We start from the raw sequence: 26586 nt of genomic DNA on the forward strand, positions 1-26586 counted from the left end.
AATCACTATGTCTGAACTCCTACTTGAAAGCTCGACAATCTCCGTTCACGATTCCACGGACGGCCCCCGAAAAAGCATTCGTCGGTACCTCTCGCCAAAGCTCGTGGTCGGCGCCACGATCGTCATCGTTACCGTGCTGTTCGGCGTGATCGTGCCATTCTTTGCGCAGGATCCGACAGCGGTGTCGAACATCGGTCTTGCTCCGCCCAGCGCCGAGCACCTGTTCGGCACGACCCAGACGGGGCAGGATGTTTTCGCACAACTCGCATACGGTACGCGCGGATCGCTGCTGATCGGCATCCTCGTCGGCGCGCTGGTGCTGGTGCTCTCCGCGTTCTTCGGAATCGTCGGCTCATTCGTCGGCGGCTTTCTCGACGAAGCGTTCTCGCTGATCAGCAATGTGATGCTCATCATTCCCGGGCTGCCGCTGATGATCGTCATCGGCACCTACGCTCCGCAGAAGAGCGTGTTCCTCGTCGCCTTCGTTCTCGCATTCACCGGATGGGCGGCAGGGGCGAGGGTATTGCGTGGGCAGACGCTGTCACTGCGAAACAGGGATTACGTACTGGCGGCCCGTGTTTCCGGCGAGAAGACCTGGCGGATCATCTGCGTCGAGATTCTTCCCAACCTTTTGCCGGTGATGTCGTCGGGTTTCGTCTTCTCAATCATCTTCGCAATCCTCGGCGAGGCTGGCCTGTCTTTCATCGGAATCGGATCGACCGGCTCGCTCACCTGGGGAACCATGCTCGCCAACGCCCAGAACGGTCAGGCGCTGCTCTTGGGCGGCTGGTGGTGGTTCGCCCCTCCGGGCCTTTTCATCGCCGTCTTCGGTTGCGGGCTGGCACTGATCAACTTCAGCATCGACGAGGTGATCGACCCGCGTCTTCGAGCGCCGCGAGTGAAGAAGCTGCAAAGGAAGACGTCATGAGCGACAACAACGCCGTATTGACTGTGAAGAATATCCGAGTCGACTATGTAGGCCAGGAAACGGTGCATGCCGTGGATGACGTCAGCCTGCTCATCCGTCGAGGGGAGGTTCTCGGCCTCGCGGGAGAGAGCGGATGCGGCAAGTCGACCCTCGCCTACGGAATCAACCAGCTTCTCAAGGCACCAGCCGCAATTATCGGCGGCGAGGTGGTCTTCCACGACAAGTCGGGCAGCGACATTGACGTTCTCGGTCTCGCTGGTAAGCAGTTGCAGCGCTACCGGTGGGACAAGGTCTCGATGGTCTTCCAGGGTTCGATGAACTCGCTGAACCCCGTGATCACCGTCGGAGCGCAGATCAACGATGTCTTCCGCACCCATCGGCCTCAGATGTCCAAAGCCGAGCGCCTTACCCGATCCGCCGAGCTGCTGGAGCTGGTCAGCGTCGACCCGAACCGGCTGCACAGCTTCGCTCACGAGCTCTCCGGTGGTATGCGGCAGCGTGTGATGATAGCGATGGCGCTGGCTCTTGACCCGCAGCTGATGATCATGGACGAGCCGACGACTGCGCTGGACGTAGTGGTGCAACGCGACATTCTCGCCGAGATCATGCGGCTGCGATCCGAGCTCGGCTTTGCCGTCATTTTCATCACTCACGATCTGCCACTACTGCTCGAGATCAGTGATCGAATCGCCATCATGCGTGCCGGAAAGATCCTCGAGACCGCGTCGGCGGAGGACATCTTCTTCGCGGCGAAGGATCCCTACACCCGCAAGCTCCTCAACTCATTTCCCAGTCTCACGGGCGAGCGCGGCGACTTCATCCGCAACGGCATCGCGCTGGAAGAGGAGGCGGTCTGAGATGACAACCCTCGAAGTCACAGATCTGTCAAAAAACTACCGACTCCGAGCTGGCACGAAGTCGACCCTGCTTCGAGCGGTGAAAGACGTCAATTTCACTCTCGAGCCGGGTCGTACCATCGCTTTGGTCGGGCAGAGCGGTAGCGGCAAATCCACCGTCGCGCGAATGATCGCCCAGTTGGAAGCGCCAACCTCCGGCGACATCCTGCTGAACGGAAAGTCGTTCGCCCGTCACGGACGCGGCCTCCGTGAGTACCGCGACGAGGTGCAGATGGTGTTCCAGGACCCTTTTGCGTCGCTGAACCCCTTCCACACCATCGAGCACCACCTGGCCCGTCCGCTTCTATTGCACGGTAAGGCAAGCGGCAAACTCGAAGTTAGACAGAAGGTGCGTGAGCTTTTGGAGCGGGTCAACCTCGAGCCAGCTGACGACTTCATCGACCGTCGGCCGCACGAGCTCTCCGGCGGGCAACGCCAGCGCGTCGCCATCGCCCGAGCTCTCGCACCCGGTCCGAATGTGCTGATCGCCGACGAGCCGGTGTCGATGCTCGATGTTTCCGTTCGGCTCGGGGTGCTCAATCTGCTCGCCCGACTTCAGCGGGAAGAGAACCTGGCTGTGCTCTACATCACCCACGACTTGGCAACCGCGCGTCATTTCTCGGACGAAATTCTCGTCATGTACCAGGGCGAGGTCGTCGAACGCGGCCCCGCTGACGACGTGATCCTCAATCCGCAGGCCGACTTCACCAAACAACTCGCCGCGGCAGCACCGGAACCCTCCAGAAACAAACGGTTCACCTCGGTGGCCGCCCGATACGCGCAGAACACGCCAGAAACACCGATCCACAAGGAGAGCACATGAGCCGCCAACCGATCAACTCGGGCTGGAACCTTCGAGCGACAGCGGGCCCTGTACCGTCCGATTTTCCCGAGTCTGTCGCCGCGACGGTGCCCGGAACCGTGCACACCGACCTGCTTGCCGCCGGCTACATCCCCGATCCATACCTCGACACCAATGAGTACGCGCTCGCCTGGATCGGCGAGTCCGACTTCGAGTACGCCACCACGTTCGACGCCGGTGACGAAGGCTACGAACGGGTCGACCTGGTCGCGGAGGGACTCGACACTGTGGCCACTCTCGAGTTGAACGGAGCGCGAGTCGGCAGCACCAGCAATCAGCATCGCAGCTACCGCTTCGATGTGCGCGATCTACTGAAGAACTCGGAAAACGAACTGAGGATCGGGTTCGCCTCCGCGCTCGCATTCGCCCGGGCGGCCGAGGACCGAATCGGCGCCCGCCCCTATGTGGGCAACAAGCTGCCATACAACGCGATGCGCAAGATGGCGTGCAACTTCGGCTGGGACTGGGGACCGGTGCTCGTCACCGCGGGAATCTGGAAGCCGATCTACCTACACAGGTGGTCCACCGCTCGCCTGGCGAGCGTCGTTCCCCAGGTTACGGTCGCACCGGATGGAACCGGTCACGTGTCACTCTCGATCGACCTCGAGCGTACGTCCGAGAGTGAGGTCGCGGTCAGCGCCCGCGTCGCCAACGGCAGTGGCGTCGATGTCGCGGCCACTGTGACCAGCGCTGAAACTCACGTTCAGATCGACCTCGACGTACCGGATGCCGACCTGTGGTGGCCGCTCGGGTACGGGGAGCAGGCTCTCTACCAGCTCACCGTGACGGTGGAAGACGGCGACACGCTGCTCGACGACTGGCAGCGGGAGATCGGATTTCGCACAGTGGAACTGCGCATGGATCCGGACGAGTTCGGAACGAGCTTCCAATTCTTCGTGAACGGTCAGTACGTCTGGATCAAGGGCGCCAACTGGATACCCGACGACTGCTTCCTGCCACGCATCACCGATGCCGACTACGCGGCTGGCGTGCGAGACGCGGTGGATGCCGGGATGAACCTGCTTCGCATCTGGGGCGGCGGAATCTACGAATCCGACGCTTTGTACTCGGAATGCAACCGGGCCGGAATTATGGTCTGGCAAGACTTTCTGTTCGCCTGTGCCGCATACTCCGAGGAGGCCGAGTTGTGGGACGAGGTCGAGGCCGAAGTGCGTGAGAACGTCGCAAGACTCGCTCCGCATCCGTCTCTCGTGTTCTGGAACGGGAGCAACGAAAACATCGAGGGCTACTACCACTGGGGCTGGAAGGAAGCGCTCGGCGAGGGCGTGAGCTGGGGTCGCGGCTACTACGACGACCTCATCCCCGGAATTCTCGCCGAACTCGACCCCACCCGTTCATACACGCCGTCGAGCCCGTTTTCGCCGAACAACTATGAAACACCGCGCGACCCCCACAATGGCAGCGTTCACAGTTGGGAAGTGTGGAACCGCCAGGACTACACCACGTATCGGGATGATATTCCCCGCTTTGTCGCCGAGTTCGGCTTCCAGGGACCGCCAAACATGCCGACCCTCACGGACGCCATCCATGACCAACCGCTCGCGTCTGACTCGGTCGGGGTTCTCTCCCATCAGAAGGCGGACGACGGAAACGAGAAGCTTCGCGTCGGGTATGAGAAACACCTGCCAGCTCCCCACGACTTCGACGACTGGCACTTCGCAACTCAGCTGAATCAGGCGCGGGCGATCAGCTACGGAATCGAGCATTTCCGCTCCCATTCGCCGAGGACGGCCGGCACGGTCATCTGGCAGCTGAACGACTGCTGGCCGGTCACCAGCTGGGCCGCCGTCGACGGCGCGCGGCGTCGGAAGCCACTGTGGTACGCGCTTCGCGCCCTGAACGCACCGCGTCTATTGACGATTCAGCCGCGCCCCGACGGCCTCGCACTGATCGCGAGCAATGACACGGCATCGGTCTGGCACGGGGAGTTCTCGGTGATGCGAGTCTCACTCAGCGGCGACGAGCTCGCTCGCGACAGCATCACCATCGACGTTGCTCCGCGGAGCAACGCGACAGTAACGCTCGACCCGTCGATAGTGCGACCGGATGATGCGAAGAGTGAACTCATCGTCGTGCGCTCCGCTGAAGCCCGCTCGGCGTACTGGTACTTCGTCGAAGACACCGAGCTCGCTCTCGACGCGCTCGACCTGGAGAGCACTGTCACCGTGGCGGCCGGTGGATACACCGTCGACATCCGCGCCAACGCCTTCGCCAAGGATCTCGTGCTCAACGCCGACCGGCTCGACCCGGACGCCGTCGTGGACGACGCTTTGATCACCCTGCTGCCCGGCGAAACCCACCGTTTCACCGTTGCGTCCACGGCATTACTCGAGACGGAGCAACTCGTCGCCCACCCGGTATTGCAGAGCGTCAACAATCTGACGGTGCCCCACGCTGTCTCGAAGGGATCGAAAGCATGACCACTGTGGATATCACCGAGTACGGTGCCGTCGCCGACGGAACCACGAACAATGCCGCCGCCATCCAGGCGACGATCGACCAGGTCTCGAGCCTCGGCGGTGGGCGGGTCGTCGTGCCGAGCGGCGGAACATTCAAGACCGGCTCGATCATGCTGAAGAGCAACGTCGACCTGCATCTCGAGCGTGGTGCCGTGCTCGACGGCAGCGAGCGAGTCGAGGACTACACCGAGCGGTTCAAGGTGTCGGCTCTCTCCAGCGGTGAATTGACCGACAACAGCGACGACACGTACATCCTCGTCGGGGCGAAGGATGCGAAGAACATCGCCATCACCGGCGCGGGGACGATTCGGGGCGGCGGACGCCACTTCATCGATTCGGATACCGGGTATATCTACCGCAGCCCCAACGCGCGTCCGTTCACCGTCTTCTTCATCCACTGTGAAGACGTGACGCTTCGGGACACCAGGTTCACCGATGCCGGCCTCTGGTGCATTCGGCTGACCGGCGTGGATCGCGCCCTGATCACCGGCATCCGCGTCGACACCGATCTCAAGTTTCCCAATGCCGACGGCATCGACCTTGACCGCTGCCGGCAGGTGCGGATCAGCGACTGCGAGATCTCCAGCGGAGACGATGCCATCTCACTGAAAACATGCGAAGAGTTTCCCGAGTACGGCCCGACAGAAGACATCGTGATCACGAACTGCACCCTGCGGTCCACCTCGAGCGCGATCGTCATCGGGGTGGATGCGGTTGCCGACATCCGAAACGTGATCGTATCCAACTGTGTCATCCGCTCCTCGCACCGCGGACTCGCGGTCAACCTGGGCCAAGAAGGCAATTTCGACAACATTCTCTTCAGCGATTGCATCGTCGAGACCCGGCACTTCGCGGACGACTGGTGGGGTCACGGTGAGCCCATCTACGTGAGCGCCTTCCCCTGGCATGACAAGGTCGGGCGCATCACCAATGTGCGGTTCCGCAATATCCTGGCTCGCTCGGAGAACGGCGTGTTCATCGCCGGCTACAGCGCCGGACTGGTGGAGGGCGTCGTTCTCGAGAACGTGCGGGTGGAACTCGATCGGTGGTCGTCGTGGCCGGGCGGCGAGTACGACCGCCGTCCATTCGAGTCAGGAGAACAGATTTACCAGCACCCGACAAGCGGATTCCACATCGACACCGCTGCGGATGTCACTCTGCGCAATTGCGAGGTCGTGTGGGGCTCGCGCCCGGATAATTTCTCGCATGCGGTGGAGGCAATCGATGTCGACGGACTGGTGATCGACGGCTTGCGGGGCGAGGCAGCGCATCCCGACAGGGATCCTGCGGTATTCGAGCACTCGCGGGCGCAGGAAAACGTCTTGTGACCTCGGAACGCAGGATCGACGGGATCCCCCGACCGGAACATCCTCGTCCGCAATTCGTGCGGGAGGAGTGGCTGAACCTCAATGGCCCGTGGCAGTTCGAGATCGACCACGGCGACAGCGGCCTCGAACGCGGCCTCGTGCAGAGCGAATTATCCGGCGAGATTCTCGTTCCGTTCGCACCCGAGTCGGAGGCGAGCGGAATCGCCCATATCGACTTCATGGCTGCCGTCTGGTATCGGCGCACGGTTCAGATACCGGCAACATGGGCGGAGATGCGTGTGCTTCTGCACTTCGGCGCCGTCGACCACGACGCGACAGTGTGGATGAACGGGCAGGAGGTTGTTCGGCATCGTGGCGGATTCACGCCGTTCAGCGCCGAACTCGACGGCGTCTCGGCCGGTGAGATCATCACGATCGTGGTGCGGGCGCGTGACAGTCGCGATGGGGTTCAGGCTCGTGGCAAGCAGGTGACGAAGTACGCCAATTATGGTTGTGAGTACACCCGAACGACGGGAATCTGGCAGACCGTGTGGCTCGAGGCCGTGCCGCCCGTACACCTTCGCCGCCCGAAGATCACACCGCTGCTGGCGGATTCGAGCTTCGACGTCGCTGTACCACTCAGCCGCAATCTTCCGGGAGCCACCCTGCGAGTCAGGGTGAGCGATGAGAACGGGGAAGCTTCGACACGGAGCATTCGCGCGGACCTCGATCTCACCCCGAGCGTGCGCTTGGCCCTTCCAGCCGACCGAGTGCGTGTCTGGTCGCCAGGCGACCCCCATCTCTACGACGTCGTGATCGAGCTGACCGATCGGGATGGCGTCGTGCTCGATCGCGTGATCAGCTATGCCGGGCTGCGATCGGTCGCGATCGACGGGCAGCGCGTCCTGATCAATGGTGTGCCGGTCTTCCAGCGACTGGTGCTCGATCAGGGGTACTACCCGGAGTCGCTGATGACCGCGCCGGACGATGACGCGCTTATGCGCGACATCCAGCTATCGCTTGCCGCCGGCTTCAATGGCGCACGGCTGCACCAGAAGGTGTTCGAGGAGCGCTTCCTGTACCACGCGGATCGTCTCGGATACCTCGTCTGGGGAGAATTCGGGGACTGGGTCAACCTTCCGAACCTCGGTGAGTCGAGCCACACGGCATCGTTCATCACACAGTGGCTCGAGGTTCTCGACCGCGACTACAGCCATCCGTCGATCATCGGCTGGTGCCCACTCAACGAAACCCAGCGCGAGATCGACGATGGCATCCACACGCTCGACGACGTCACACGCGGCATGTTCCTCGCAACGAAGCAGGCCGACGGATCGCGACCGGTACTTGACACCTCCGGATACTCGCACCGGGTTTCGGAGGCGGATATCTACGATTCGCACAACTACTATCAGGACCCGACGGATTTCGCCACGCTGATGGCGCCGCTCGCCGAAGGGAGACCATTCATCAACGTCTCGTATCTTGGCGAGAAAACGATCTCCGTGGCCTATCGCGGTCAACCGTATTTCTGCTCCGAGTTCGGCGGAATCTGGTGGGACCCGGATGTGGCCCGCGCCACTGCCGACACCGACACCGCACTCTCCTGGGGGTACGGCGAACGCCCCCGCACTGAGGACGAGATGCAGGAACGGTTTGCCGGCCTGGTGGGTGTGCTCCTCGACATTGAGCAGACGTTCGGCTACTGCTATACGCAGCTGACCGACGTGTTCCAGGAGCAGAACGGTATTTACCGCTTCGATCGTTCGAGCAAGCTCGATGTAGAGCGGATCCGTGTGGCGCAGTCACGCACCGCTGCAATCGAACAGACCGAGGCGATCAGACGCCCGACGCTTAACCGCACGGTGTGAGGCAGACAGCGAGGCACTTAAGGTTAAGTATGGACACGCCAGATCACACCGAGCGCCCCATCGGACTTGTGCTTGTGCGTGCGACGCAGCGCCTCGGCGCCGAGCCCTTCTATCAGGAACTGATAGCCGGTGTCGAAAACGTCTTTGGTCCGGCGGATGTCGCGCTCCTACTGCAGGTGGTGGCATCCGCGGAGGAGGAACTCTCGACCTACCGGCGCTGGGCGGCCGCGGGACAGGTCGACGGCGTCCTGCTGGTAGATCTCTCGAGAAATGACGTGCGGGTGGATCTCATGATCGAACTCGGCATCCCGACGGTGGTTGTGGGAGCGCCCGAGACTGCGGGTCCATTCCCGGACGTCTGGACTAACGATGCCGCAGCTGTACACATCGCCGTTGCAGAGATCGTCGAACTCGGCCATCGTGTCATCGGTCGGGTCGGCGGCCCGCAGAGCCTCGCCCACAGCCAGATCCGGTCCGAAGCGTTCATCGAGGCTACCGCGTCCCTTGACGTCGTTGGCATCGAAGTCGAGGCCGGCTATTCCGAAGAGGGCGGTAGCAGCGCAACGCGCGAGATCCTCGATCGGCCGAATCCACCGACGGTGATCATCTACGACGACGATCTCATGGCGCTTGGTGGACTGATGGCCGCCGAGGATGCCGGCCTCAGCGTGCCGGGGGATCTTTCCATGGTTGCGTGGGACGACTCCGCGCTCTGTCAGCTATCCACTCCGAAGCTCGCGGCACTATCGCACGATGTCCAGGCCATCGGAGAACTCACGGCGCAGGCCATGTTGACGTTCCGTTCCGACGGCATTGCACGACGATACGAGGCCCCAATGGTAAATCTCGTCAGTCGCGAGTCGCTCCGCCACCTGAATGCTGCCTCCGCTCGGTGATCGCGAGAGCCGCCGAGTGCTTCAGCGGTCGGGATGAGCCTGCGTCATCGCTCCACACCAGTTGAATTGCCCCCGGTTTAATTCTCTAAACGTGACCACCCGGCCCGCTCGTGAGGTCGAGGACTGGAAGAATCGTTTGGTGACGTTTTCCGCGCGTGGTGAGGTGGGGGCTGTTCTTCTGCGGCGCGGCAAGGGACTTGAGTGGTTCACGCTGGCCTGGAACGTGGTCGGCGTGGCCGTGCTGACCGTGCTTGCGCTCATGGCATCGTCGGCCGCCCTGGCTGGGTTCGGGCTCGATAGCTTTATCGAGATCGGCGCGTCGATGGTGGTGTTGTGGGAACTGTCCGGGACTGGTGAAGCGCGTCAACGGCGGGCGCTGAAGCTGATCGGTGTCGCGTTCGTTCTGTTGGCGGGCTATCTGTTTGTCCAGTCCGTGGTGGCGCTTCTGACCGGTCACCACGCATCGCCTGGCGTTGGCGGGATTATCTGGACGGCAGTTACCGCGCTTGTCATGTTCACCCTCGCCGGACTAAAGGGGCGGACTGGGCGCGCGCTGAGGAACCCGACGCTCGTCGCGGAGGGGCGGGTGACCTTTATCGATGGGCTCCTCGCGGTCGGGGTGTTCCTCGGGATATCCCTGGATCTCGTCTTCGGGTGGTGGTGGGCGGACCCTGTGGCCGGGTTCGTCATCGTCTATTACGCGGTCCGGGAAGCTATCCACATCTTCCGCGGCGAGGAGTCGTAGTCATGTCGGAGTGGTGGCAGATCGCCCTAAGTGTGCTCGCCGGTTTGCTATTGGTCTGGTTGGTGCTTGTTCTGGTGCTCTGGCTCGAGCAACGCAAACATCCAGGCCGCGCTTCCCTGCTCGACCTTCTGCGACTGGCCCCGGATGTGGCGAGGCTGCTCAAACGCCTCGCCGGCGATCGGGCGGTGCCGGTGGGGGTACGAATCTGGCTGGGCGTTCTGCTGGTGTATCTGATCTCCCCGATTGATCTCATCCCTGACTTCATCCCCGTGCTGGGGTATGCCGACGACGCTTTGGTGGTCGCGATCGCGCTCCGCTTCGCGACCCGCCGAGCGGGACGCGAAGCAATCGAGAAACATTGGCCGGGCACCCCGGCTGGCCTGACCGCGGTCCTTCGACTTGCCGGATTGCCCGCATAGCGATCGAATTCCTTCCTGGCCAGCCGGAACGGCTACGGCGGCCTCTCGGTGCGACCCTGTCGCTGTGCGCAGGCCGCGAGGGGTCGCGAATGGCGGCTTAGGACGCGCCGGGGCAGCCATTTGTGCCCCCTCGGCATGCGACGGATGCTGCGGCGCGAGTCAGCGGGACGACCGCGCGCGGTGCGCCCGCACCTTCGAGCGATTGCCGCAGCGCTGCATCGAGCACCAGCGACGGTTGTTCGACCGTGACTCGTCGTAGAAGATGAGCTGGCAGTCGTCGGCGGCGCACTCACGCAACCTGTCCTGGGCGTTGTCGGCGAAGAGCGCGACGGCGTTCCGCGCGATCGTCGCCAACGCCTGACCCACCCGCACCGAACTGTGCCCCGCGTGCCGGTTTCCTCCAGGCAGCGCCGGGGGGATGTTCGGGGTCGCGGCGAACAGGTTGATGGTGTCGATGTCGTCGGCGTCGGGCTCCCGCTTCGCGTTGAGGGCGTGCGTCACCCCCGCGATTGCGGACCGGAGCGCCAGGGCGTCGACCAGTTCGCGTTCGGTGGTCGCGGCATCCATCCTCTCGAAGCGACCGGCCAGCCAGTCGCTGAGGTCGCTGGGTGCCTGCAGCCGTTCCCAGACCGGGTTGTCGGCCATCGACCCCGTGTAGGCGAAATCGAGACTGATCGCGCCGGAATCGAACCACCAGCGGTGACCCTCGCGCGACATGAACCATTGACCGGTTTCCACGTAACCATTATGGTCGGTTACCACCCAATTGCCGAGGTGGGCGCTCGCCGAAGCTGTGCTGTGCCGTGCCGTGCCGTGCCGTGCCGAAATAACGGTGACCGTGCGGGGATCACGCAATTCGGGCAACTTCTCAGCCTTACCCGTCGAGCGTTTCGATGGGACCAATCGAGCGTTTCGATGGGACCAATCGTTTCGTCAGGCGGTCCGGCGCCGCGTGGCGGAGACGGATCGCTGCATCCAGCTGATCGCGTTCGCCGGGTCGAAGCGTCGAGAACACTTGCCGCAGGCAAGCGCACGGGTCGGTCGTCGGTAGCGGTAGTGCAGATGGCCGGCCGGGCAGGTGCCGACCCATGGGGCGAGCTCGTTGGCGATCTCGCCGTCGTGCAGTCGCTTGCCCTCGTACCCGAGGTCGGCGGCGATCCCCTTCCATCTCGGTCCGTGGCCGGCCCTGGTGCCGGCCATGGCATGCGCGACCTCATGCAGCAGCACCTGGTGGATCTCGTCGTCCTCGTAGCGGGAGGCGAGATAGCGCGACACGGTGATCCGCTTGTCCGTGTAGTTGCAGAGTCCGGCGCGCGTCTTCGCCGAGTCGAAACCGAAAGACCAGCTCGGGTCGAGATGCAGGGCGATCAGGGCATCGGCCCAGGTGCGCACCCTGGCCAGTTCAGCCATGATTCTGTTTAGCCATCGTGCCGCTCGGTCGTCCCTCGTCTAGTCATCTTTCAGGCTCCGTCGCATGATGGCTTCCAGGGCGAGCTGCGAGGAGTCGACCTGGTCCTGCGATGCGCCGATGCGCTTACGGATGTCGAGGGCGTGCGAGATGGAATCCCTCGCCTCGTCGAAGCGGCCGAGTTCGAACAGCACCTTGCCCTCGTGCTGTGCGGCGAACGCCTCGACGGACTGCCAGCCCTCCACGGTGGCGGTAGCCCGGCAGGCCGACATCTCAGCGAGCGCGCGCTCGAGCTTGCCCTGATATTGGAAAACCTGGGCCCTGCGCAGTCGGGCGGCGGTCAGCAGTTCGCGGTCGCCGGCGAAGTGAGCGAGTCGAAAGCTCTGCTCTGCCAGCGTGAGGGCCTCGTCGAGGCGGCCGAGCATCCGCAGCAGGCCTGCCTTCTCGGCGAGTGCCGCGGTGCTGCGGCTCGGGCCGAGTTCGTCGAGACGGGCCCGCACGGCGTCCTCGTCGACGATCTCGTGCAGGGTCTCTGGGTCATAGGCGATGCTCATCCCTTTGAGGTTAACCCTCGCGGACCGTGTCGAGGCTCAGCTGCACGAGCTTGTCGTCACCTTGGTTCGGATTCCCGCGCCGGTTGGCGAGCGCTACCACGGGCAGTACTGACGCACCATCCACGAGTCGTCGAAACTGGCTCCATGCCCGCTCGTTTCAAGCCAATAGTGACGACTCGCGGATCGCAGAGCGCGCAGCACGGCCGCCGTACACCCCGATGCCACCGTTGGCACGCCTATCGATGCGAATTCTCAGGCCGGGCGGCGATTCGCAAGCCCCGGTCAACCCCCTCGCGTGCCGACCTGGAAGATGTTCTTCGACGGGGGAGGGGACTGCACCGCCGTCGCGTCGGTGACGATGGGAGCGCCGGCGATCCAGTTGCGCAGTTCGGCGTCAGCGACGACCTTGGATGGATGCGGTCCGCCGGCGAGCAGGCGCGGCATCCAGTCCAACGGCAGCTTCTCTCGCGAGCCGACCATCACGACGTTGCCGAACCGACGGCCCTTGAGGATTTGGGTTTCGGCCAGGGCGGCGACGTGTCCGGTGGCGGCGAGCATGGTCGAGGCCTGCCCGCGAGCGAAGGCCAGACCTGGTCCGTCGGCGACGTTCGCCACGACGATCCCGCCCGGCTTCAGCAGCGAGACAGCCTCAGTGTAGAACTCGAGACTGGTGACATGGGCGGGCGTGCGGGCACCGCTGAAGACGTCGACCACGAGCAGGTCGACCTCTCCGCGCAGCCCGCCGGGCAGCTTGCCGAGCACCTCGCGAGCGTCGCCGTGTCGCACCCTGATCGACGCGTTGCGGGGGAGCGGCAGCTGCGCGCGTACCAGGTCCACGAGGTCGCTCTCGATCTCGATCACCTGTTGGCGAGACCCTGGCCTGGTCGCTTCGATGTAGCGTGGAAGGGTGAAAGCGCCGGCACCGAGGTGCACGGCAGTGATCGGCTCGCCCGGCATCCCGATCTGGTCGATCACATGGCCGATGCGCTGGATGTACTCGAAGAACAGTTGGCTTGGGTCGTCGAGGTTCACGTGGGACTGCGGCGTGCCGTCGACGACAAGCGTGAAACTGCCGGGCACCCAGCGGTCGGGCTCGATTACAGCCTGGTAGCCGCTGAGTTTGAGGATGGCGGATGCGCGTTCTGTCACCCCTTGACATTGCCACAGTCGGCTGTACATATGGTCTCGGCCCCAAATTGGGGATTGGTGAGAGCTGAACTTTGCACAACAATGTATGCAGGCAACACGGCTAGACGCAGGGGAAATGATGAGTTTGTACGACCAACTCGGTGGGGAGAAGACGATCTCCACCGCTGTCAGTGATTTCTATAATCGAGTCTCCGCCCATGTTGTGACGGCCACATGGTTCGAGAAGACCGATGCCGCAGTTTTCCAGGATCACCTGCGCGCCTACCTGGCTGTCGCCCTCGGCGGCCCCGAGCTGTACTCGGGTCGCAGCATGCGCAACGCCCACGGCCGCCTTCACATTACGGGCGAAGCATTCGACGTCGTGCTCGGTTGTTTCAGAGAGGCGCTCGCCGAGTCCGGCGTTTCAGCGGAGACGATCAGCCGGGTGGATGCCCGGCTGGGTTCCCTGCGAGCGGTCGTCGTCACCCCGGATCAGGCCTGAAAATCGCGGTCATACCGGAATTCCCAGATTCGGTCAAGGAATAAGTAGACAAACGCCGTAGTTGCGTCCTATAGTTGTTCTTTGCGCTCCCAGGATTTCTCTGCCTTCATATTGCGGTCGGCCGCGTGACACTGCCACTAACAATCCAGATGCTCGATGCTTCTGTATTTCTCGGCGTCTTGGGGCGGATACATCATCGACTCCCAATTTAACGCAATAGGCCCCGCAGGCCCACCGGAGGTTATTTCCTTGGCTGCTGCTCGCAACGCATCCACCACGAACTCATCGAAAAAGGGATCTCCCAAGAACGGCCGCTCAGCAGAGCGCGTCTCGTTCGCGAAGATCACCGACACTCTGACAGTTCCCGACCTGCTGGCATTGCAGACCGAGAGCTTCGACTGGCTGGTCGGTAACGACATCTGGAAGGAACGCGCTGCCGAGGCCAAGGCCTCCGGTCGCCAGGACCTTCCGTCGCTCATCGGCCTCGAGGAGATCTTCGAAGAGATCTCTCCGATCGAAGACCTCGGCGAGACGATGCAGCTGTCGTTCACCAACCCGTTCCTCGAAGAGAAGAAGTATTCGATCGACGAGTGCAAGGAGAAGGGCAAGACCTACTCCGCTCCTCTTTACGTCGAAGCCGAGTTCATGAATCACCTCACCGGTGAGATCAAGACCCAGACCGTCTTCATGGGCGACTTCCCGCTGATGACCCCGAAGGGCACCTTCGTCATCAACGGAACCGAGCGCGTCGTCGTTTCGCAGCTCGTGCGTTCTCCCGGCGTGTACTTCGAGCGCCAGCAGGAGAAGACTTCTGACAAAGACATCTACTCCGCTCGCGTCATCCCGAGCCGTGGTGCATGGCTCGAGTTCGAGATCGACAAGCGCGACCAGGTCGGCGTTCGCATCGACCGCAAGCGCAAGCAGTCCGTCACCGTGTTCCTGAAGGCCCTCGGCCTGACCAGCGAGGAGATCCTCGAAGAGTTCAAGGGCTACGCGTCCATCGAGCTCACCCTGGAGAAAGACAACATCCTGACCAAGGATGAGGCACTGAAAGACATCTACCGCAAGCTCCGCCCGGGAGAGCAGGTCGCCGCAGAGGCCGCCCGCGCGCTGTTGGACAACTTTTACTTCAACTCGAAGCGTTACGACCTGGCGAAGGTCGGCCGTTACAAGATCAACCGCAAGCTCGGTATCGACGCACCGCTGTCGAACTCGGTGCTCAGCCAGGAAGACATCCTCGCGACCATTAAGTACCTCGTTGCCCTGCACGATGAGCAGAAGACGCTCCCCGGTGTTCGCGACGGCAAGGCCGTCGAGCTGCGCCTCGACGTAGACGACATCGACCACTTCGGTAACCGTCGCATCCGCGCCGTCGGCGAACTCATCCAGAACCAGGTGCGCACCGGCCTCAGCCGTATGGAGCGCGTCGTTCGTGAGCGGATGACGACCCAGGACATCGAGGCGATCACGCCGCAGACCCTGATCAACGTGCGCCCCGTCGTCGCCGCGATCAAGGAGTTCTTCGGAACCTCGCAGCTCTCGCAGTTCATGGACCAGAACAACCCGCTCGCGGGTCTGACCCACAAGCGTCGCCTTTCGGCTCTTGGCCCTGGAGGCCTCAGCCGCGAGCGCGCAGGCGTCGAGGTTCGTGACGTTCACCCGTCCCACTACGGTCGCATGTGTCCGATCGAGACCCCGGAGGGCCCGAACATCGGCCTGATCGGTTCGCTCGCGTCGTTCGCCCGCATCAACTCCTTCGGTTTCATCGAGACCCCGTACCGCCGTGTCATCAACGGTGTGGTGTCCGAGACGATCGACTACCTCACCGCAAGCGAGGAAGACGAGTACGTCGTCGCGCAGGCCAACGCGCCGCTGACCGCCGATGCCCGGTTCGCCGAGCCTCGCGTTCTCGCTCGCAAGAAGGGTGGAGAGGTCGACCTCTTCCTCATCGACGAGATCGGTTACATGGATGTCTCGCCGCGCCAGATGGTGTCTGTCGCGACGTCGCTCATTCCGTTCCTCGAGCACGACGACGCGAACCGCGCCCTGATGGGTGCCAACATGCAGCGCCAGGCTGTCCCGCTGCTGCGCAGCGAGAGCCCGCTGGTCGGAACTGGTATGGAGGGCTTCGCGGCCATCGATGCCGGGGATGTCGTCACGGCGAATGGCGCCGGTGTCGTCTCTGAGGTGTCGGCTGACGTCGTCACCGTGCAGCTGGATGCCGGCGGCACCGAGGAGTACTACCTCCGCAAGTTCGACCGCTCCAACCAGGGCACCTCGTACAACAACCGCGTCATCGTTTCCGCCGGTGATCGTGTCGAGGTCGGCCAGGTTCTGGCTGATGGTCCGGCCACGGAGAACGGCGAGCTCGCTCTCGGTAAGAACCTCCTGGTGGCGTTCATGACGTGGGAGGGTCACAACTTCGAAGACGCGATCATCTTGAACCAGAACCTGGTGAAAGACGACGTGCTCTCCTCGATTCACATCGAGGAGTACGAGGTCGACGCTCGCGACACGAAGCTGGGCAAGGAAGAGATCACTCGCGACCTGCCCAACGTCTCCCCTGAGCTCCTCGCCGATTTGGACGAGCGTGGCATCATCCGCATCGGTGCTGAGGTTCGCCCCGGCGACATCCTGGTCGGAAAGGTCACGCCGAAGGGCGAGACCGAGCTGTCTGCCGAGGAACGCCTGCTGCGTGCGATCTTCAACGAGAAGAGCCGTGAGGTGCGTGACACCTCGCTGAAGGTTCCTCACGGTGAGCGCGGAACGATCATCGGCGTCAAGGTGTTCGACTCCCAGGATGGCGATGACGAACTCGGCTCCGGTGTCAACCAGCGTGTTGTCGTGTTCATCGCCCAGAAGCGCAAGATCACCGAGGGCGACAAGCTCTCCGGTCGTCACGGCAACAAGGGCGTCATCTCCAAGATCCTCCCGGTCGAAGACATGCCGTTCCTCGCCGACGGAACCCCGGTCGACATCATCCTGAACCCGCTCGGCATCCCCGGGCGAATGAACTTCGGCCAGGTGCTCGAGGTTCACCTCGGATGGGTCGCCAAGCAGGGTTGGGAAGTCAAGGGAAGCCCGAAGTGGGCCGCCAAGATCCCGGAGAACGCCCTCAAGGCCGAGCCAGGCACCAAGGTTGCGACCCCGGTGTTCGACGGCGCGCTCGAGGCCGAGATCGAGGGTCTCCTCGACTCGACCAACGTCACCCGTGATGGCGACCGCCTGATCGACTCGACCGGTAAGACCCAGCTGTTCGACGGTCGCTCCGGCGAGCCGTTCCCGCAGCCGGTGTCTGTCGGTTACATGTACATCCTGAAGCTCCACCACCTCGTCGACGACAAGATCCACGCCCGTTCGACGGGACCGTACTCGATGATCACCCAGCAGCCGCTCGGTGGTAAGGCGCAGTTCGGTGGACAGCGCTTCGGTGAGATGGAGGTCTGGGCCCTCGAGGCCTACGGTGCCGCATACGCGCTGCAGGAACTCCTCACGATCAAGTCCGACGACATTCTCGGGCGGGTCAAGGTGTACGAAGCCATCGTCAAGGGCGAGAACATCCAGGAGCCGGGTATCCCCGAATCCTTCAAGGTTCTGATCAAGGAGATGCAGTCGCTGTGCCTGAACGTCGAGGTCCTCTCGTCGGATGGAACGGCAGTGAGCCTGCGCGATACGGACGACGAGGTCTTCCGTGCCGCAGAAGAGCTCGGCATCAACATCTCCACTCGGTTCGAGAACTCGTCGATCGACGACATCTAAACCGCGACACAGCGCCCACTAAGAACAAGTTTTAGCTACACCTGCAGAACTCCAGGGAGAAAAATTGCTCGACGTAACAACGTTTGATGAGCTGCGTATTGGTCTCGCGACCGCCGACGACATCCGTCGCTGGTCGCACGGTGAGGTCAAGAAGCCCGAAACGATCAACTACCGCACGCTGAAGCCAGAGAAGGACGGCCTCTTCGGAGAGCAGATCTTCGGGCCGTCCCGTGACTGGGAGTGCTCGTGTGGAAAGTACAAGCGAGTGCGCTTCAAAGGCATCGTGTGTGAGCGCTGTGGCGTGGAGGTTACCAAGTCCTCCGTTCGTCGCGAGCGCATGGGTCACATCGAGCTCGCCGCTCCCGTGACGCACATCTGGTACTTCAAGGGTGTGCCGAGCCGCCTCGGCTACCTGCTCGACATGGCGCCGAAGGACCTCGAGAAGGTCATCTACTTCGCCGCGTACATGGTGATCTCCGTCGACGAAGAGGGCCGTCACGACGACATGCCCGGACTCGAGAACGAGATCCGCCTCGAGATCAAGGAGCTGGAGAACCAGCGCGACAGCCGTATCGCTGAGCGCCTGCAGCGTCTCGAGACCGACCTCGCCGCTCTGGAAGAAGAGGGTGCGAAAGCCGACCAGAAGCGTCGTACCAAGGATGTCGCCGAGAAGGAGATGGGCCAGGCCCGCAAGTCCCTGGACGAGCAGATCTCCCAGCTCGAGCGTGTGTGGGATGACTTCCGCAACCTCAAGGTCGGCGACCTCAAGCCCGAGGATGCCGTCTTCCACGACCTCCAGGACCGTTTCGGTGTGTACTTCGAGGCCTTCATGGGCGCCGAGGCCATCCAGAAGCGCCTGCAGGCCTTCGACCTCGCCACCGAGTCCGACGACCTGCACGACCAGATCGCCAACGGCAAGGGCCAGAAGAAGATCCGTGCCATCAAGCGCCTGCGCGTGGTGAATTCGTTCCTTCAGACCGGCAACTCGCCCGCCGCGATGGTGCTCGAGGTCGTTCCGGTGATTCCGCCGGAGCTTCGCCCGATGGTGCAGCTCGACGGCGGCCGCTTCGCGACCTCCGACCTCAACGACCTCTACCGTCGTGTGATCAACCGCAACAACCGCCTGCGTCGCCTGCTCGACCTCGGTGCTCCCGAGATCATCGTGAACAACGAGAAGCGCATGCTGCAGGAGGCCGTCGACGCACTGTTCGACAACGGTCGTCGCGGTCGTCCCGTCACCGGTACCGGCAACCGTGCCCTCAAGTCTCTGAGCGACATGCTCAAGGGCAAGCAGGGTCGTTTCCGCCAGAACCTGCTCGGAAAGCGCGTCGACTACTCCGGTCGTTCGGTCATCATCGTCGGACCGCAGCTCAAGCTCCACCAGTGTGGTCTCCCCAAGGAGATGGCACTCGAGCTGTTCAAGCCGTTCGTGATCAAGCGCCTCATCGACCTCAGCCACGCTCAGAACATCAAGAGCGCCAAGCGCATGGTCGAGCGCGCCCGCCCGCAGGTCTGGGATGTGCTCGAGGAGATCATCCGCGAGCGCCCCGTGCTGCTGAACCGCGCACCAACCCTGCACCGCCTGGGCATCCAGGCTTTCGAGCCTCAGCTCGTAGAGGGCAAGGCCATCCAGCTTCACCCCCTCGTCTGTGCGGCGTTCAACGCCGACTTCGACGGTGACCAGATGGCAGTGCACCTTCCGCTGTCGGTCGAGGCCCAGGCCGAGGCGCGCATCCTGATGCTCGCGTCGAACAACATCCTCAAGCCGTCTGACGGTCGTCCGGTGACCCTTCCTACCCAGGACATGATCATCGGCCTGCACCACCTCACCACGCTCAAGAGCGAGGTCGTCGGCGAAGGCCGTGCGTTTTCCTCGGTGGCCGAGGCGATCCTGGCCTACGACCAGCACACGCTTGACCTCAACGCCAAGGTGCGCATCCGTCTCGAGGATGTCGTCTTCGCCGAGGGTGAAGAGCCGGACAACTACGTTGCCGGTACCACGACCCTCGTCAACACGACGCTGGGTCGCGCGATCTTCAACGAGACGCTGCCGGCCGACTACCCCTACGTCGAAGCTGTCGCCGACAAGGGCCAGCTCTCCGCGATCGTCAACGACCTCGCAGAGCGCTACCCCAAGGTCGAGGTCGCTGCGGCGCTCGACCGGATTAAGGACGCCGGTTTCCACTGGGCGACCCGTTCCGGTGTGACCGTTGCGCTGTCTGACATCCTGACGCCGCCGACCAAGCGCGCGATCATCGAGGGCTACGAGAAGCAGGCCGCGAAGGTTCAGACGCAGTTCGAGAAGGGCCTCACGACCGACGCCGAGCGTCGCCAGGAGCTCATCGAGATCTGGAACAAGGCAACGGCAGAGGTCGCTGCGGCGATGGAAGCCAACATGCCTGAAGACAACAACATCAGCCGCATGGTCACCTCTGGTGCTCGTGGTAACTGGATGCAGGTTCGTCAGATCGCCGGTATGCGTGGGCTCGTGTCGAACCCGAAGGGTGAGATCATCCCGCGTCCGATCATCTCGAGCTACCGCGAAGGCCTTTCGGTTGCTGAGTACTTCATCGCGACCCACGGTGCTCGTAAAGGTCTGGCCGACACGGCTCTCCGTACGGCAGACTCCGGTTACCTCACCCGTCGCCTCGTCGACGTCTCGCAGGATGTCATCATCCGCGAAGACGACTGTGGCACCAGCAAGGGCCTCGACCTCCTGGTCGCGACCGTCGGTGCGGATGGCGTGCTGGTTCGCGACCCCAACGTCGAGAACTCGCTCTACGCCCGCAGCCTCGCCGAGGACGCCGTCGACGCCAAGGGCGTCGTGGTGGCCAAGGCCGGTGACGACATCGGGGATGTGCTGATCCAGAAGCTCATCGACAATGGCATCACCCAGGCCAAGGTGCGTTCAGTGCTCACCTGTGAGTCCGCCGTCGGTGTGTGTGCGACCTGCTATGGTCGCTCGCTCGCGACCGGCAAGCTCGTCGACATCGGAGAGGCCGTCGGCATCATCGCGGCCCAGTCGATCGGCGAGCCAGGCACGCAGCTCACGATGCGTACCTTCCACACCGGTGGCGTTGCATCCGCGGATGACATCACCCAGGGTCTGCCCCGCGTCACCGAGCTGTTCGAGGCTCGTACCCCCAAGGGTGCGTCTCCGATCGCCGAGGCCGCGGGAAAGATCACCATCGAGGACACGGATCGTAGCCGCAAGCTCATCCTGACCCCCGACAACGGTGACGAGCCAATCGCCTACCCGGTGCTCAAGCGTGCAACGCTCCTCGTCGAGGACGGCCAGCACGTCGAGCTCGGGCAGCAGTTGCACATCGGTGCCATCGACCCGAAGGAAGTTCTTCGTGTTCGCGGTGTGCGCGCCGTACAGATCCACCTCGTCAGTGGTGTGCAGGGCGTCTATCGCTCGCAGGGTGTTCCGATTCACGACAAGCACATCGAGGTCATCGTTCGCCAGATGCTCCGCAAGGTGACTGTCGTCGATCACGGTGACACCGGGCTCCTGCCGGGTGAGCTGGTCGATCGCCTCAAGTACAACGAGCTCAACCGCTCCGCGCTCACCGAAGGCAAGAAGACCGCATCCGCTCGCCAGGAGGTCATGGGTATCACCAAGGCTTCCCTCGCGACCGAGTCGTGGCTGTCGGCCGCGTCGTTCCAGGAGACCACGCGTGTTCTCACGCAGGCCGCCATGGAGGGCAAGTCCGACCCGCTGATGGGCCTGAAGGAGAACGTGATCATCGGAAAGCTGATCCCGGCCGGAACCGGTCTCCAGAGGTACCGCAACGTGTCAGTCGAGGCCACCGAGGAAGCAAAGGCCGAGCGTTACCCGAACCGTATCTTCACGGATGACTCGTCGTTCAGCGAGGCCGACCTGAGTTTCGTCGACTTCGACAGCTTCTCGTCGGACGACTACACGCCAGGTACTTACAACTAGCAGAGCCGTACAGCTGGCAGAGCCGTACAACTAAGTAGCACGCGAAGGGCCCCTCACCGCGGTGAGGGGCCCTTCGTCGTTAAGCGTCGTGTACCCCGCATTGCCCTCCTATTGTGGGACCCCCCTATTGCGGGACTGTCTGTGGGTGAAGCACGTGGATACGGTTGAACTTCCGGGGGGAACAGGTATTCGATCTGTCCATCCCCGCCTACCCGAAAGAAAGGGCGCGGGAATGTCTTCACTTGCTGAAATCCTCATCATCCGCGGCCTCATGCCGATCGAAAGTCTGGATGACGTCAGTGGCGACCCGACCACCGATGAACTCCAGATTGTCAATCTCATCGACCAGGGCGTTCTCACCGACGTCCAGGTCGCTTCGGCACGTGCCGCTCAGGCCGACCTGCCCTTTGTTGAGCTGATCGACTATCCCATCGACCGCACAGCAGTCTCGCTCGTGTCGGCCGCGCTCTGCCGCCGCCACGACCTCCTGCCCCTCGCCGTGTCTGGTGACACTCTCACTGTGGCTATCGCCAACCCGGGGGATGTCTTCGCCCTCGATGACATCAGGGCTGCGACGCACATGCGCATCAGCCCGGTGGTCGCAGAACGCCAGGACCTCCGCAACGCGATGAATCGCCTGCTGCGTGCCGATGGCGAGCTCAGCAGCCTGACCTCCGTGCTGGAGGAGGATGCCCGTCCCGCCGCCGACATGGTGCCGGTCTCCGAGGCCATCGAAGACGACGCTCCGATCGTGCGCTTCGTGAACCTGTTGATCAGCCAGGCGATCCAGGACAGGGCATCCGACATCCACATCGAACCGGGCGAGCACGAGGTGCGCGTGCGTTACCGCATCGACGGCGTGCTGCATGAGATGCAGCGGGCACCCAAGCAGATCCAGAGCGGTGTGATCTCGCGGCTCAAAATCATGAGCGACATCGACATCGCAGAACGACGCAAACCACAGGATGGCCGGCTTTCGGTGATCCACGGTGGCCGCAAGATCGACCTCCGTGTCGCGACCCTGCCGACGGTCTGGGGCGAGAAGCTCGTCATGCGTATCCTCGACAACTCCGGATCGAGCATGAGTCTCGACGATCTCAACCTGCTCGAGCGCAACTTCGACGCCTACAAGTCGTCGTACACCAAGCCTTACGGCATGATCCTGGTCACCGGTCCTACCGGCTCCGGCAAGTCGACCACCCTCTACACGACCCTGCACACTGTGGCCAAGCCGGAGATCAACGTGATCACCGTCGAGGACCCGGTGGAGTACCGCATGGAGGGCATCAACCAGGTGCAGGTCAACCCGAAGGCGGGGCTCACTTTCGCCAGTGCGCTGCGGTCTATCCTGCGATCCGACCCGGATGTCGTGCTCCTCGGCGAGATCCGCGACCACGAGACCGCGCAGATCGCCATCGAGGCCTCACTCACCGGTCACCTCGTGCTGTCCACCCTGCACACCAACGACGCCCCGAGCGCGATCACCCGTCTCATCGAGATGGACATCGAGCCGTTCCTCGTCGGTTCCGCCCTCGACTGCGTGGTCGCCCAGCGTCTCGCACGTCGTCTGTGCGAGCGATGCAAGGAAGAGTTCACCCCGACGGTCAACGAAATGCTCGGCCTGCGCGTGGGGTTCGATCCGGCCACCCACGCGCTGCCGACGCTGCACCGACCTGTCGGCTGTTCGACCTGCTCGAACACCGGCTATCGCGGACGGATCGCCATCCACGAGGTCATGCTCGTGACTGAGGAGATCGAGCGCCTCGCCGTCGAACGCGCGTCGAGCGCGGACATAACCCGCGTCGCCCTCGAGCAGGGAATGATCTCCCTCCGCGAGGACGGCTGGATGAAGGTGCAGCTCGGCCTGACGTCGATCGAAGAAGTTCTGCGAGTAGTCGCGTGACGGACGTGCGCTCGGGGGGAGCGCACGCTGTCGATAAGTGTTGTGTGGAGAAGGGGGACTGTGCATGAACCAGGAATGGCCGATTTACGAGATTCCGATGGCTGATGACCGGTCGGTCGCCGACGCGATGTCGGCGGCGGGCACCGCTCCGACGACGGACGAGCCGATGCGCCGTCCGCGGGTTCGAGAAACCGAAGGGCAGCCGTGGGCGGTCGCCGCGCCTCCGACGCCGAACAGTCCTCCGGCGAACCTCGCGCCGCCGGAGTGGGAGAAGCCGCTGAACTATCCGCCACCCGCCTACGCCGCTGATGAGATGGCGGCCGTCGCAGCTCTCATCGCTGCGAGCGCTGTCGAGGAGCCGGAGATCGCCGAGCCGGAGATGGCCGACCTCCCTGCTCCCCACCGATTCGCCAACCCGCACACCGACGGCGACCTGCTCTCGGCCCTCGACCGTGTGGTGGAAATGCGGGGCTCCGACCTTCACGTCACCGTGAACGCGACCCCGATGATCCGCCTGCACGGAGGTCTGCAGGCGGTCCCCGGTGCAACAGTCTGGAACTCCGACAAGATCCGCGCGGCCCTGCACAGCATCATGAGCGAATCGCAGCGCGAGATCTTCGAGACCGAACTTGAACTCGACTTCGCCTACACGCTCTCCGCCGACTCACGTTTTCGCGTCAATATCTACCAGCAGCGTGGAAGCATCGGCGCAGCCTTCCGTCTCATCCCCACCGAGATCAAGCAGCTGCACGAGCTGGGCGTGCCGGAGACGATCAACCGTTTCGCGCGTCTCGCCCGCGGGCTCGTGCTGGTCACCGGTCCTACCGGTTCCGGCAAGTCGACCACTCTCGCCGCGGTTATCGATCTGGTCAACCGGGAGCGCGCGGATCACATCGTCACCGTCGAAGACCCCATCGAGTTTTTGCACGAGAACAAGCGCTCGCTGGTCAACCAGCGCGAGGTCGGCAGCGACACGCACTCGTTCGCCGCTGCGCTCAAGCACGTGCTGCGGCAGGACCCCGACGTCATCCTGATCGGTGAGCTCCGGGACCTGGAGACGATTTCGGTCGCGCTGACCGCCGCCGAAACCGGCCACCTGGTCTTCGCCACCCTGCACACGCAGAGCGCGGCCCAGACCATCGACCGTGTGATCGACGTGTTCCCTCCACACCAGCAGGGCCAGGTGCGCTCGCAGCTCGCGGCGACACTTCAGGGCGTCGTCTGCCAGACCCTGGTCAAGAACGCCGCGGGCGACGGACGTGTCGTGGCGACAGAGGTCATGGTCGCCACCCCGGCCATCGGCAACCTCATCCGCGAGGGTAAGACCTACCAGGTGCCGTCGGCCATGCAGGCCGGTCGGGAGCTCGGAATGCACACGCTCGACCAGCACCTCGCAGAGCTGGTGAACGGGGGCCTGATCACCCACGAGGCCGCGATGGAGAAGGCGCAGGACCTCGAGAACCTCAAACAGCTCATCCGTCGTGAAGACGGTGCCGCTTCACCGACAGCATCCGCTTCATCGACAGCACAGAGGAGCTTCTGATGGCCGCCACCAAGACTTTCGCCTACACCGCGCGTGACACCGCCGGCAAGCTGGTCAAAGGCAGGGTGGATGCCCCGACCGAGGTTGCCGTCGTGTCGCGCCTGCGCACGATGGGTGTCTCACCGGTCAACATCCAGGAGTCGGCCGGTGGCACCGGGCTCAGTAAGGAGATCCGCATTCCGGGTCTCGGCAGCAAGAACGTGGGCCTCAAAGATCTCGCGATCATGAGCCGGCAGATGGCGACGATGATCGGTGCCGGCCTGTCGCTGCTGCGCACGCTCATCATCCTGGCCGACCAGACGGAGAACAAGAAACTCGCCGAGGTGCTCGCCGAGGTGCGCACGGACATCGAGGGTGGCTCTGCGCTCTCCGACAGCCTTGCAAAGCATCCGCTGGTCTTTCCGCGCCTGATGATCCACCTCGTGCGGGCAGGCGAGACCGGTGGATTCCTCGACGGTGCCCTCGAGTCGGTCGCTGACACCCTTGAGGCGGACGCGAAACTCCGTGCGACCATCAAATCGGCCCTGACCTATCCGATCGCTGTGCTGATCATGGCCTTCGTTGCGGTGATCGCGATGCTCATCTTCATCGTTCCGGTGTTCAAGGCCATGTTTGCGAGCCTGGGCGGCCAGCTACCGATTCCGACGCAGATCCTGGTCACCCTCTCCGAGAACATGATCTGGATCGCGCCGCTGCTCGCCGTGATCATCGTCTCCTTCAGCGTCTGGTGGCGTGCCAACAAGCACACGGATCGGGTGCGCAGTTTCGTCGACCCCTTACGGCTCAAGATGCCGGTGTTCGGGCAGCTCTTCGCCAAGGTCGCGATCGCGCGCTTCACGCGCAACTTCGCGGCGATGACTGGCGCCGGTGTGCCGATCCTGCAGGCGCTCAACATCGTCGGCGAGACCTCAGGCAACTGGGTGATCGAGGAGTCGCTGCGGAAGGTGCAGGAGTCCGTGCGCACGGGCAGCTCGCTCGCTGCCCCTCTCGCACTCGAACCGATCTTCCCGTCCATGGTTGTGCAGATGATCGCTGTCGGCGAGGACTCAGGGGCCCTGGAGACCATGCTCAACAAGGTCTCCGACTTCTACGACGACGAGGTGCAGAGCACGGCTGAAGCCCTCACGTCACTCATCGAGCCGCTCATGATCGCCGTGATCGGATCCGTCATCGGCGGCATGATCGTCGCCCTCTACATGCCCATCTTCACGATCTTCAACTCGATCAAATAGCTGAACCCGAATAGCTGAACCCGAACGCCGGCACGCATCGTTGCGTGCCGGCGATTGGTGTGCACGAAAAATGCTGGTCAGACCCCCGATCTGGGGGTGTGTAAATGCCGAATTACCCCTGTTTGCGGGATTCCCCGAGGGTGGTTCGCTCCGACACCATTACTCGCAGGGGGCATCACCTAGGGGGCCACCTGTCCACGATCCATT

The 26586-nt window shown here is 63.2% G+C and carries 19 protein-coding genes; 15 read left to right on the forward strand and 4 right to left on the reverse strand.

Going from position 1 to position 26586, the window contains the following annotated elements:
- Window positions 1-7 precede the first annotated feature (7 nt).
- The 9 genes from ABIB56_RS02020 (at window position 8) to ABIB56_RS02060 (ending at window position 10404) form a co-directional block, all read left to right on the forward strand.
- Entirely contained in the window at window positions 8-928 is a 921-nt protein-coding gene (locus ABIB56_RS02020; protein WP_354567166.1) for an ABC transporter permease, read from the forward strand.
- The gene (locus ABIB56_RS02025; RefSeq protein ID WP_354567167.1) at window positions 925-1785 is read left to right on the forward strand and encodes an ABC transporter ATP-binding protein; all 861 of its coding nucleotides are present in this window, start codon (window positions 925-927) and stop codon (window positions 1783-1785) included. The genes ABIB56_RS02020 and ABIB56_RS02025 overlap by 4 nt, the downstream gene beginning before the upstream one ends.
- Before the next feature lies 1 nt (window position 1786).
- Window positions 1787-2647 carry an ABC transporter ATP-binding protein gene (locus ABIB56_RS02030; protein WP_354567168.1) on the forward strand — a complete coding sequence of 287 codons (861 nt, stop codon included), beginning with the start codon at window positions 1787-1789 and terminating at the stop codon, window positions 2645-2647.
- A complete protein-coding gene (locus ABIB56_RS02035) occupies window positions 2644-5127 on the forward strand; it encodes a glycoside hydrolase family 2 protein (protein ID WP_354567170.1) in 2484 nt (827 codons plus the stop codon). The genes ABIB56_RS02030 and ABIB56_RS02035 overlap by 4 nt, the downstream gene beginning before the upstream one ends.
- Window positions 5124-6494 carry a glycoside hydrolase family 28 protein gene (locus ABIB56_RS02040; RefSeq protein ID WP_354567171.1) on the forward strand — a complete coding sequence of 457 codons (1371 nt, stop codon included), beginning with the start codon at window positions 5124-5126 and terminating at the stop codon, window positions 6492-6494. The genes ABIB56_RS02035 and ABIB56_RS02040 overlap by 4 nt, the downstream gene beginning before the upstream one ends.
- On the forward strand, window positions 6491-8344 hold the full coding sequence (locus tag ABIB56_RS02045) for a glycoside hydrolase family 2 protein (RefSeq protein ID WP_354567172.1): 1854 nt from the start codon (window positions 6491-6493) through the stop codon (window positions 8342-8344). Before ABIB56_RS02040 ends, ABIB56_RS02045 begins: the two co-directional genes overlap by 4 nt.
- A gap of 29 nt (window positions 8345-8373) precedes the next feature.
- Complete coding sequence (locus tag ABIB56_RS02050) at window positions 8374-9240, forward strand: LacI family DNA-binding transcriptional regulator (RefSeq protein ID WP_354567173.1); 867 nt, start codon at window positions 8374-8376, stop codon at window positions 9238-9240.
- 91 nt (window positions 9241-9331) lie between these two features.
- Window positions 9332-9985, forward strand: a complete 654-nt coding sequence (locus ABIB56_RS02055; RefSeq protein WP_354567174.1) for a cation efflux transmembrane domain-containing protein — start codon at window positions 9332-9334, stop codon at window positions 9983-9985.
- Between the two features lie 2 nt (window positions 9986-9987).
- A complete protein-coding gene (locus ABIB56_RS02060) occupies window positions 9988-10404 on the forward strand; it encodes a YkvA family protein (protein ID WP_354567175.1) in 417 nt (138 codons plus the stop codon).
- Between the two features lie 159 nt (window positions 10405-10563).
- Here the strand turns inward: ABIB56_RS02060 and ABIB56_RS02065 are convergent, their stop codons facing one another.
- The 4 genes from ABIB56_RS02065 to ABIB56_RS02080 form a co-directional block, all read right to left on the reverse strand.
- Window positions 10564-11142 carry a CGNR zinc finger domain-containing protein gene (locus ABIB56_RS02065; RefSeq protein ID WP_354567176.1) on the reverse strand — a complete coding sequence of 193 codons (579 nt, stop codon included), beginning with the start codon at window positions 11140-11142 and terminating at the stop codon, window positions 10564-10566.
- 195 nt (window positions 11143-11337) lie between these two features.
- Complete coding sequence (locus ABIB56_RS02070; RefSeq protein ID WP_354567178.1) at window positions 11338-11814, reverse strand: SprT-like domain-containing protein; 477 nt, start codon at window positions 11812-11814, stop codon at window positions 11338-11340.
- A gap of 39 nt (window positions 11815-11853) precedes the next feature.
- The gene (locus tag ABIB56_RS02075; RefSeq protein ID WP_354567179.1) at window positions 11854-12366 is read right to left on the reverse strand and encodes a hypothetical protein; all 513 of its coding nucleotides are present in this window, start codon (window positions 12364-12366) and stop codon (window positions 11854-11856) included.
- 282 nt (window positions 12367-12648) lie between these two features.
- Complete coding sequence (locus ABIB56_RS02080) at window positions 12649-13515, reverse strand: spermidine synthase (RefSeq protein ID WP_354567180.1); 867 nt, start codon at window positions 13513-13515, stop codon at window positions 12649-12651.
- Between the two features lie 118 nt (window positions 13516-13633).
- Here ABIB56_RS02080 and ABIB56_RS02085 point away from each other — a divergent pair, with 118 nt between their 5' ends.
- The 6 genes from ABIB56_RS02085 to ABIB56_RS02110 all read left to right on the forward strand — a co-directional run bounded on the left by ABIB56_RS02085 (window position 13634) and on the right by ABIB56_RS02110 (window position 26379).
- Window positions 13634-13996: a group I truncated hemoglobin gene (locus ABIB56_RS02085; protein ID WP_354567181.1), complete on the forward strand. Its 363-nt coding sequence runs from the start codon at window positions 13634-13636 to the stop codon at window positions 13994-13996.
- Between the two features lie 249 nt (window positions 13997-14245).
- The gene (rpoB, locus tag ABIB56_RS02090) at window positions 14246-17755 is read left to right on the forward strand and encodes a DNA-directed RNA polymerase subunit beta (RefSeq protein ID WP_354567183.1); all 3510 of its coding nucleotides are present in this window, start codon (window positions 14246-14248) and stop codon (window positions 17753-17755) included.
- Between the two features lie 64 nt (window positions 17756-17819).
- Window positions 17820-21701, forward strand: coding sequence for a DNA-directed RNA polymerase subunit beta' (locus ABIB56_RS02095; RefSeq protein ID WP_354567184.1), 3882 nt, complete (start codon window positions 17820-17822; stop codon window positions 21699-21701).
- Between the two features lie 232 nt (window positions 21702-21933).
- Window positions 21934-23604: a GspE/PulE family protein gene (locus tag ABIB56_RS02100; protein WP_354567185.1), complete on the forward strand. Its 1671-nt coding sequence runs from the start codon at window positions 21934-21936 to the stop codon at window positions 23602-23604.
- 64 nt (window positions 23605-23668) lie between these two features.
- Complete coding sequence (locus tag ABIB56_RS02105) at window positions 23669-25147, forward strand: type IV pilus twitching motility protein PilT (RefSeq protein WP_354567186.1); 1479 nt, start codon at window positions 23669-23671, stop codon at window positions 25145-25147.
- The gene (locus tag ABIB56_RS02110) at window positions 25147-26379 is read left to right on the forward strand and encodes a type II secretion system F family protein (protein ID WP_354567187.1); all 1233 of its coding nucleotides are present in this window, start codon (window positions 25147-25149) and stop codon (window positions 26377-26379) included. The genes ABIB56_RS02105 and ABIB56_RS02110 overlap by 1 nt, the downstream gene beginning before the upstream one ends.
- Window positions 26380-26586 lie beyond the last annotated feature (207 nt).

This window comes from Glaciihabitans sp. UYNi722 (genome assembly GCF_040549465.1).
In the GTDB taxonomy this organism is placed as follows: domain Bacteria; phylum Actinomycetota; class Actinomycetes; order Actinomycetales; family Microbacteriaceae; genus Lacisediminihabitans.

Excerpts from the sequence above, each read along its gene's own strand:
- ABIB56_RS02075 (WP_354567179.1), bottom strand. The coding sequence starts at position 12,366 with ATGAGCATCGCCTATGACCCAGAGACCCTGCACGAGATCGTCGACGAG.
- ABIB56_RS02035 (WP_354567170.1), top strand. The coding sequence starts at position 2,644 with ATGAGCCGCCAACCGATCAACTCGGGCTGGAACCTTCGAGCGACAGCG.
- ABIB56_RS02020 (WP_354567166.1), top strand. The coding sequence starts at position 8 with ATGTCTGAACTCCTACTTGAAAGCTCGACAATCTCCGTTCACGATTCC.
- ABIB56_RS02025 (WP_354567167.1), top strand. The coding sequence starts at position 925 with ATGAGCGACAACAACGCCGTATTGACTGTGAAGAATATCCGAGTCGAC.
- ABIB56_RS02070 (WP_354567178.1), bottom strand. The coding sequence starts at position 11,814 with ATGGCTGAACTGGCCAGGGTGCGCACCTGGGCCGATGCCCTGATCGCC.
- ABIB56_RS02030 (WP_354567168.1), top strand. The coding sequence starts at position 1,787 with ATGACAACCCTCGAAGTCACAGATCTGTCAAAAAACTACCGACTCCGA.
- ABIB56_RS02040 (WP_354567171.1), top strand. The coding sequence starts at position 5,124 with ATGACCACTGTGGATATCACCGAGTACGGTGCCGTCGCCGACGGAACC.
- ABIB56_RS02100 (WP_354567185.1), top strand. The coding sequence starts at position 21,934 with ATGTCTTCACTTGCTGAAATCCTCATCATCCGCGGCCTCATGCCGATC.
- ABIB56_RS02105 (WP_354567186.1), top strand. The coding sequence starts at position 23,669 with ATGAACCAGGAATGGCCGATTTACGAGATTCCGATGGCTGATGACCGG.
- ABIB56_RS02060 (WP_354567175.1), top strand. The coding sequence starts at position 9,988 with ATGTCGGAGTGGTGGCAGATCGCCCTAAGTGTGCTCGCCGGTTTGCTA.
- ABIB56_RS02110 (WP_354567187.1), top strand. The coding sequence starts at position 25,147 with ATGGCCGCCACCAAGACTTTCGCCTACACCGCGCGTGACACCGCCGGC.
- ABIB56_RS02050 (WP_354567173.1), top strand. The coding sequence starts at position 8,374 with ATGGACACGCCAGATCACACCGAGCGCCCCATCGGACTTGTGCTTGTG.
- ABIB56_RS02085 (WP_354567181.1), top strand. The coding sequence starts at position 13,634 with ATGAGTTTGTACGACCAACTCGGTGGGGAGAAGACGATCTCCACCGCT.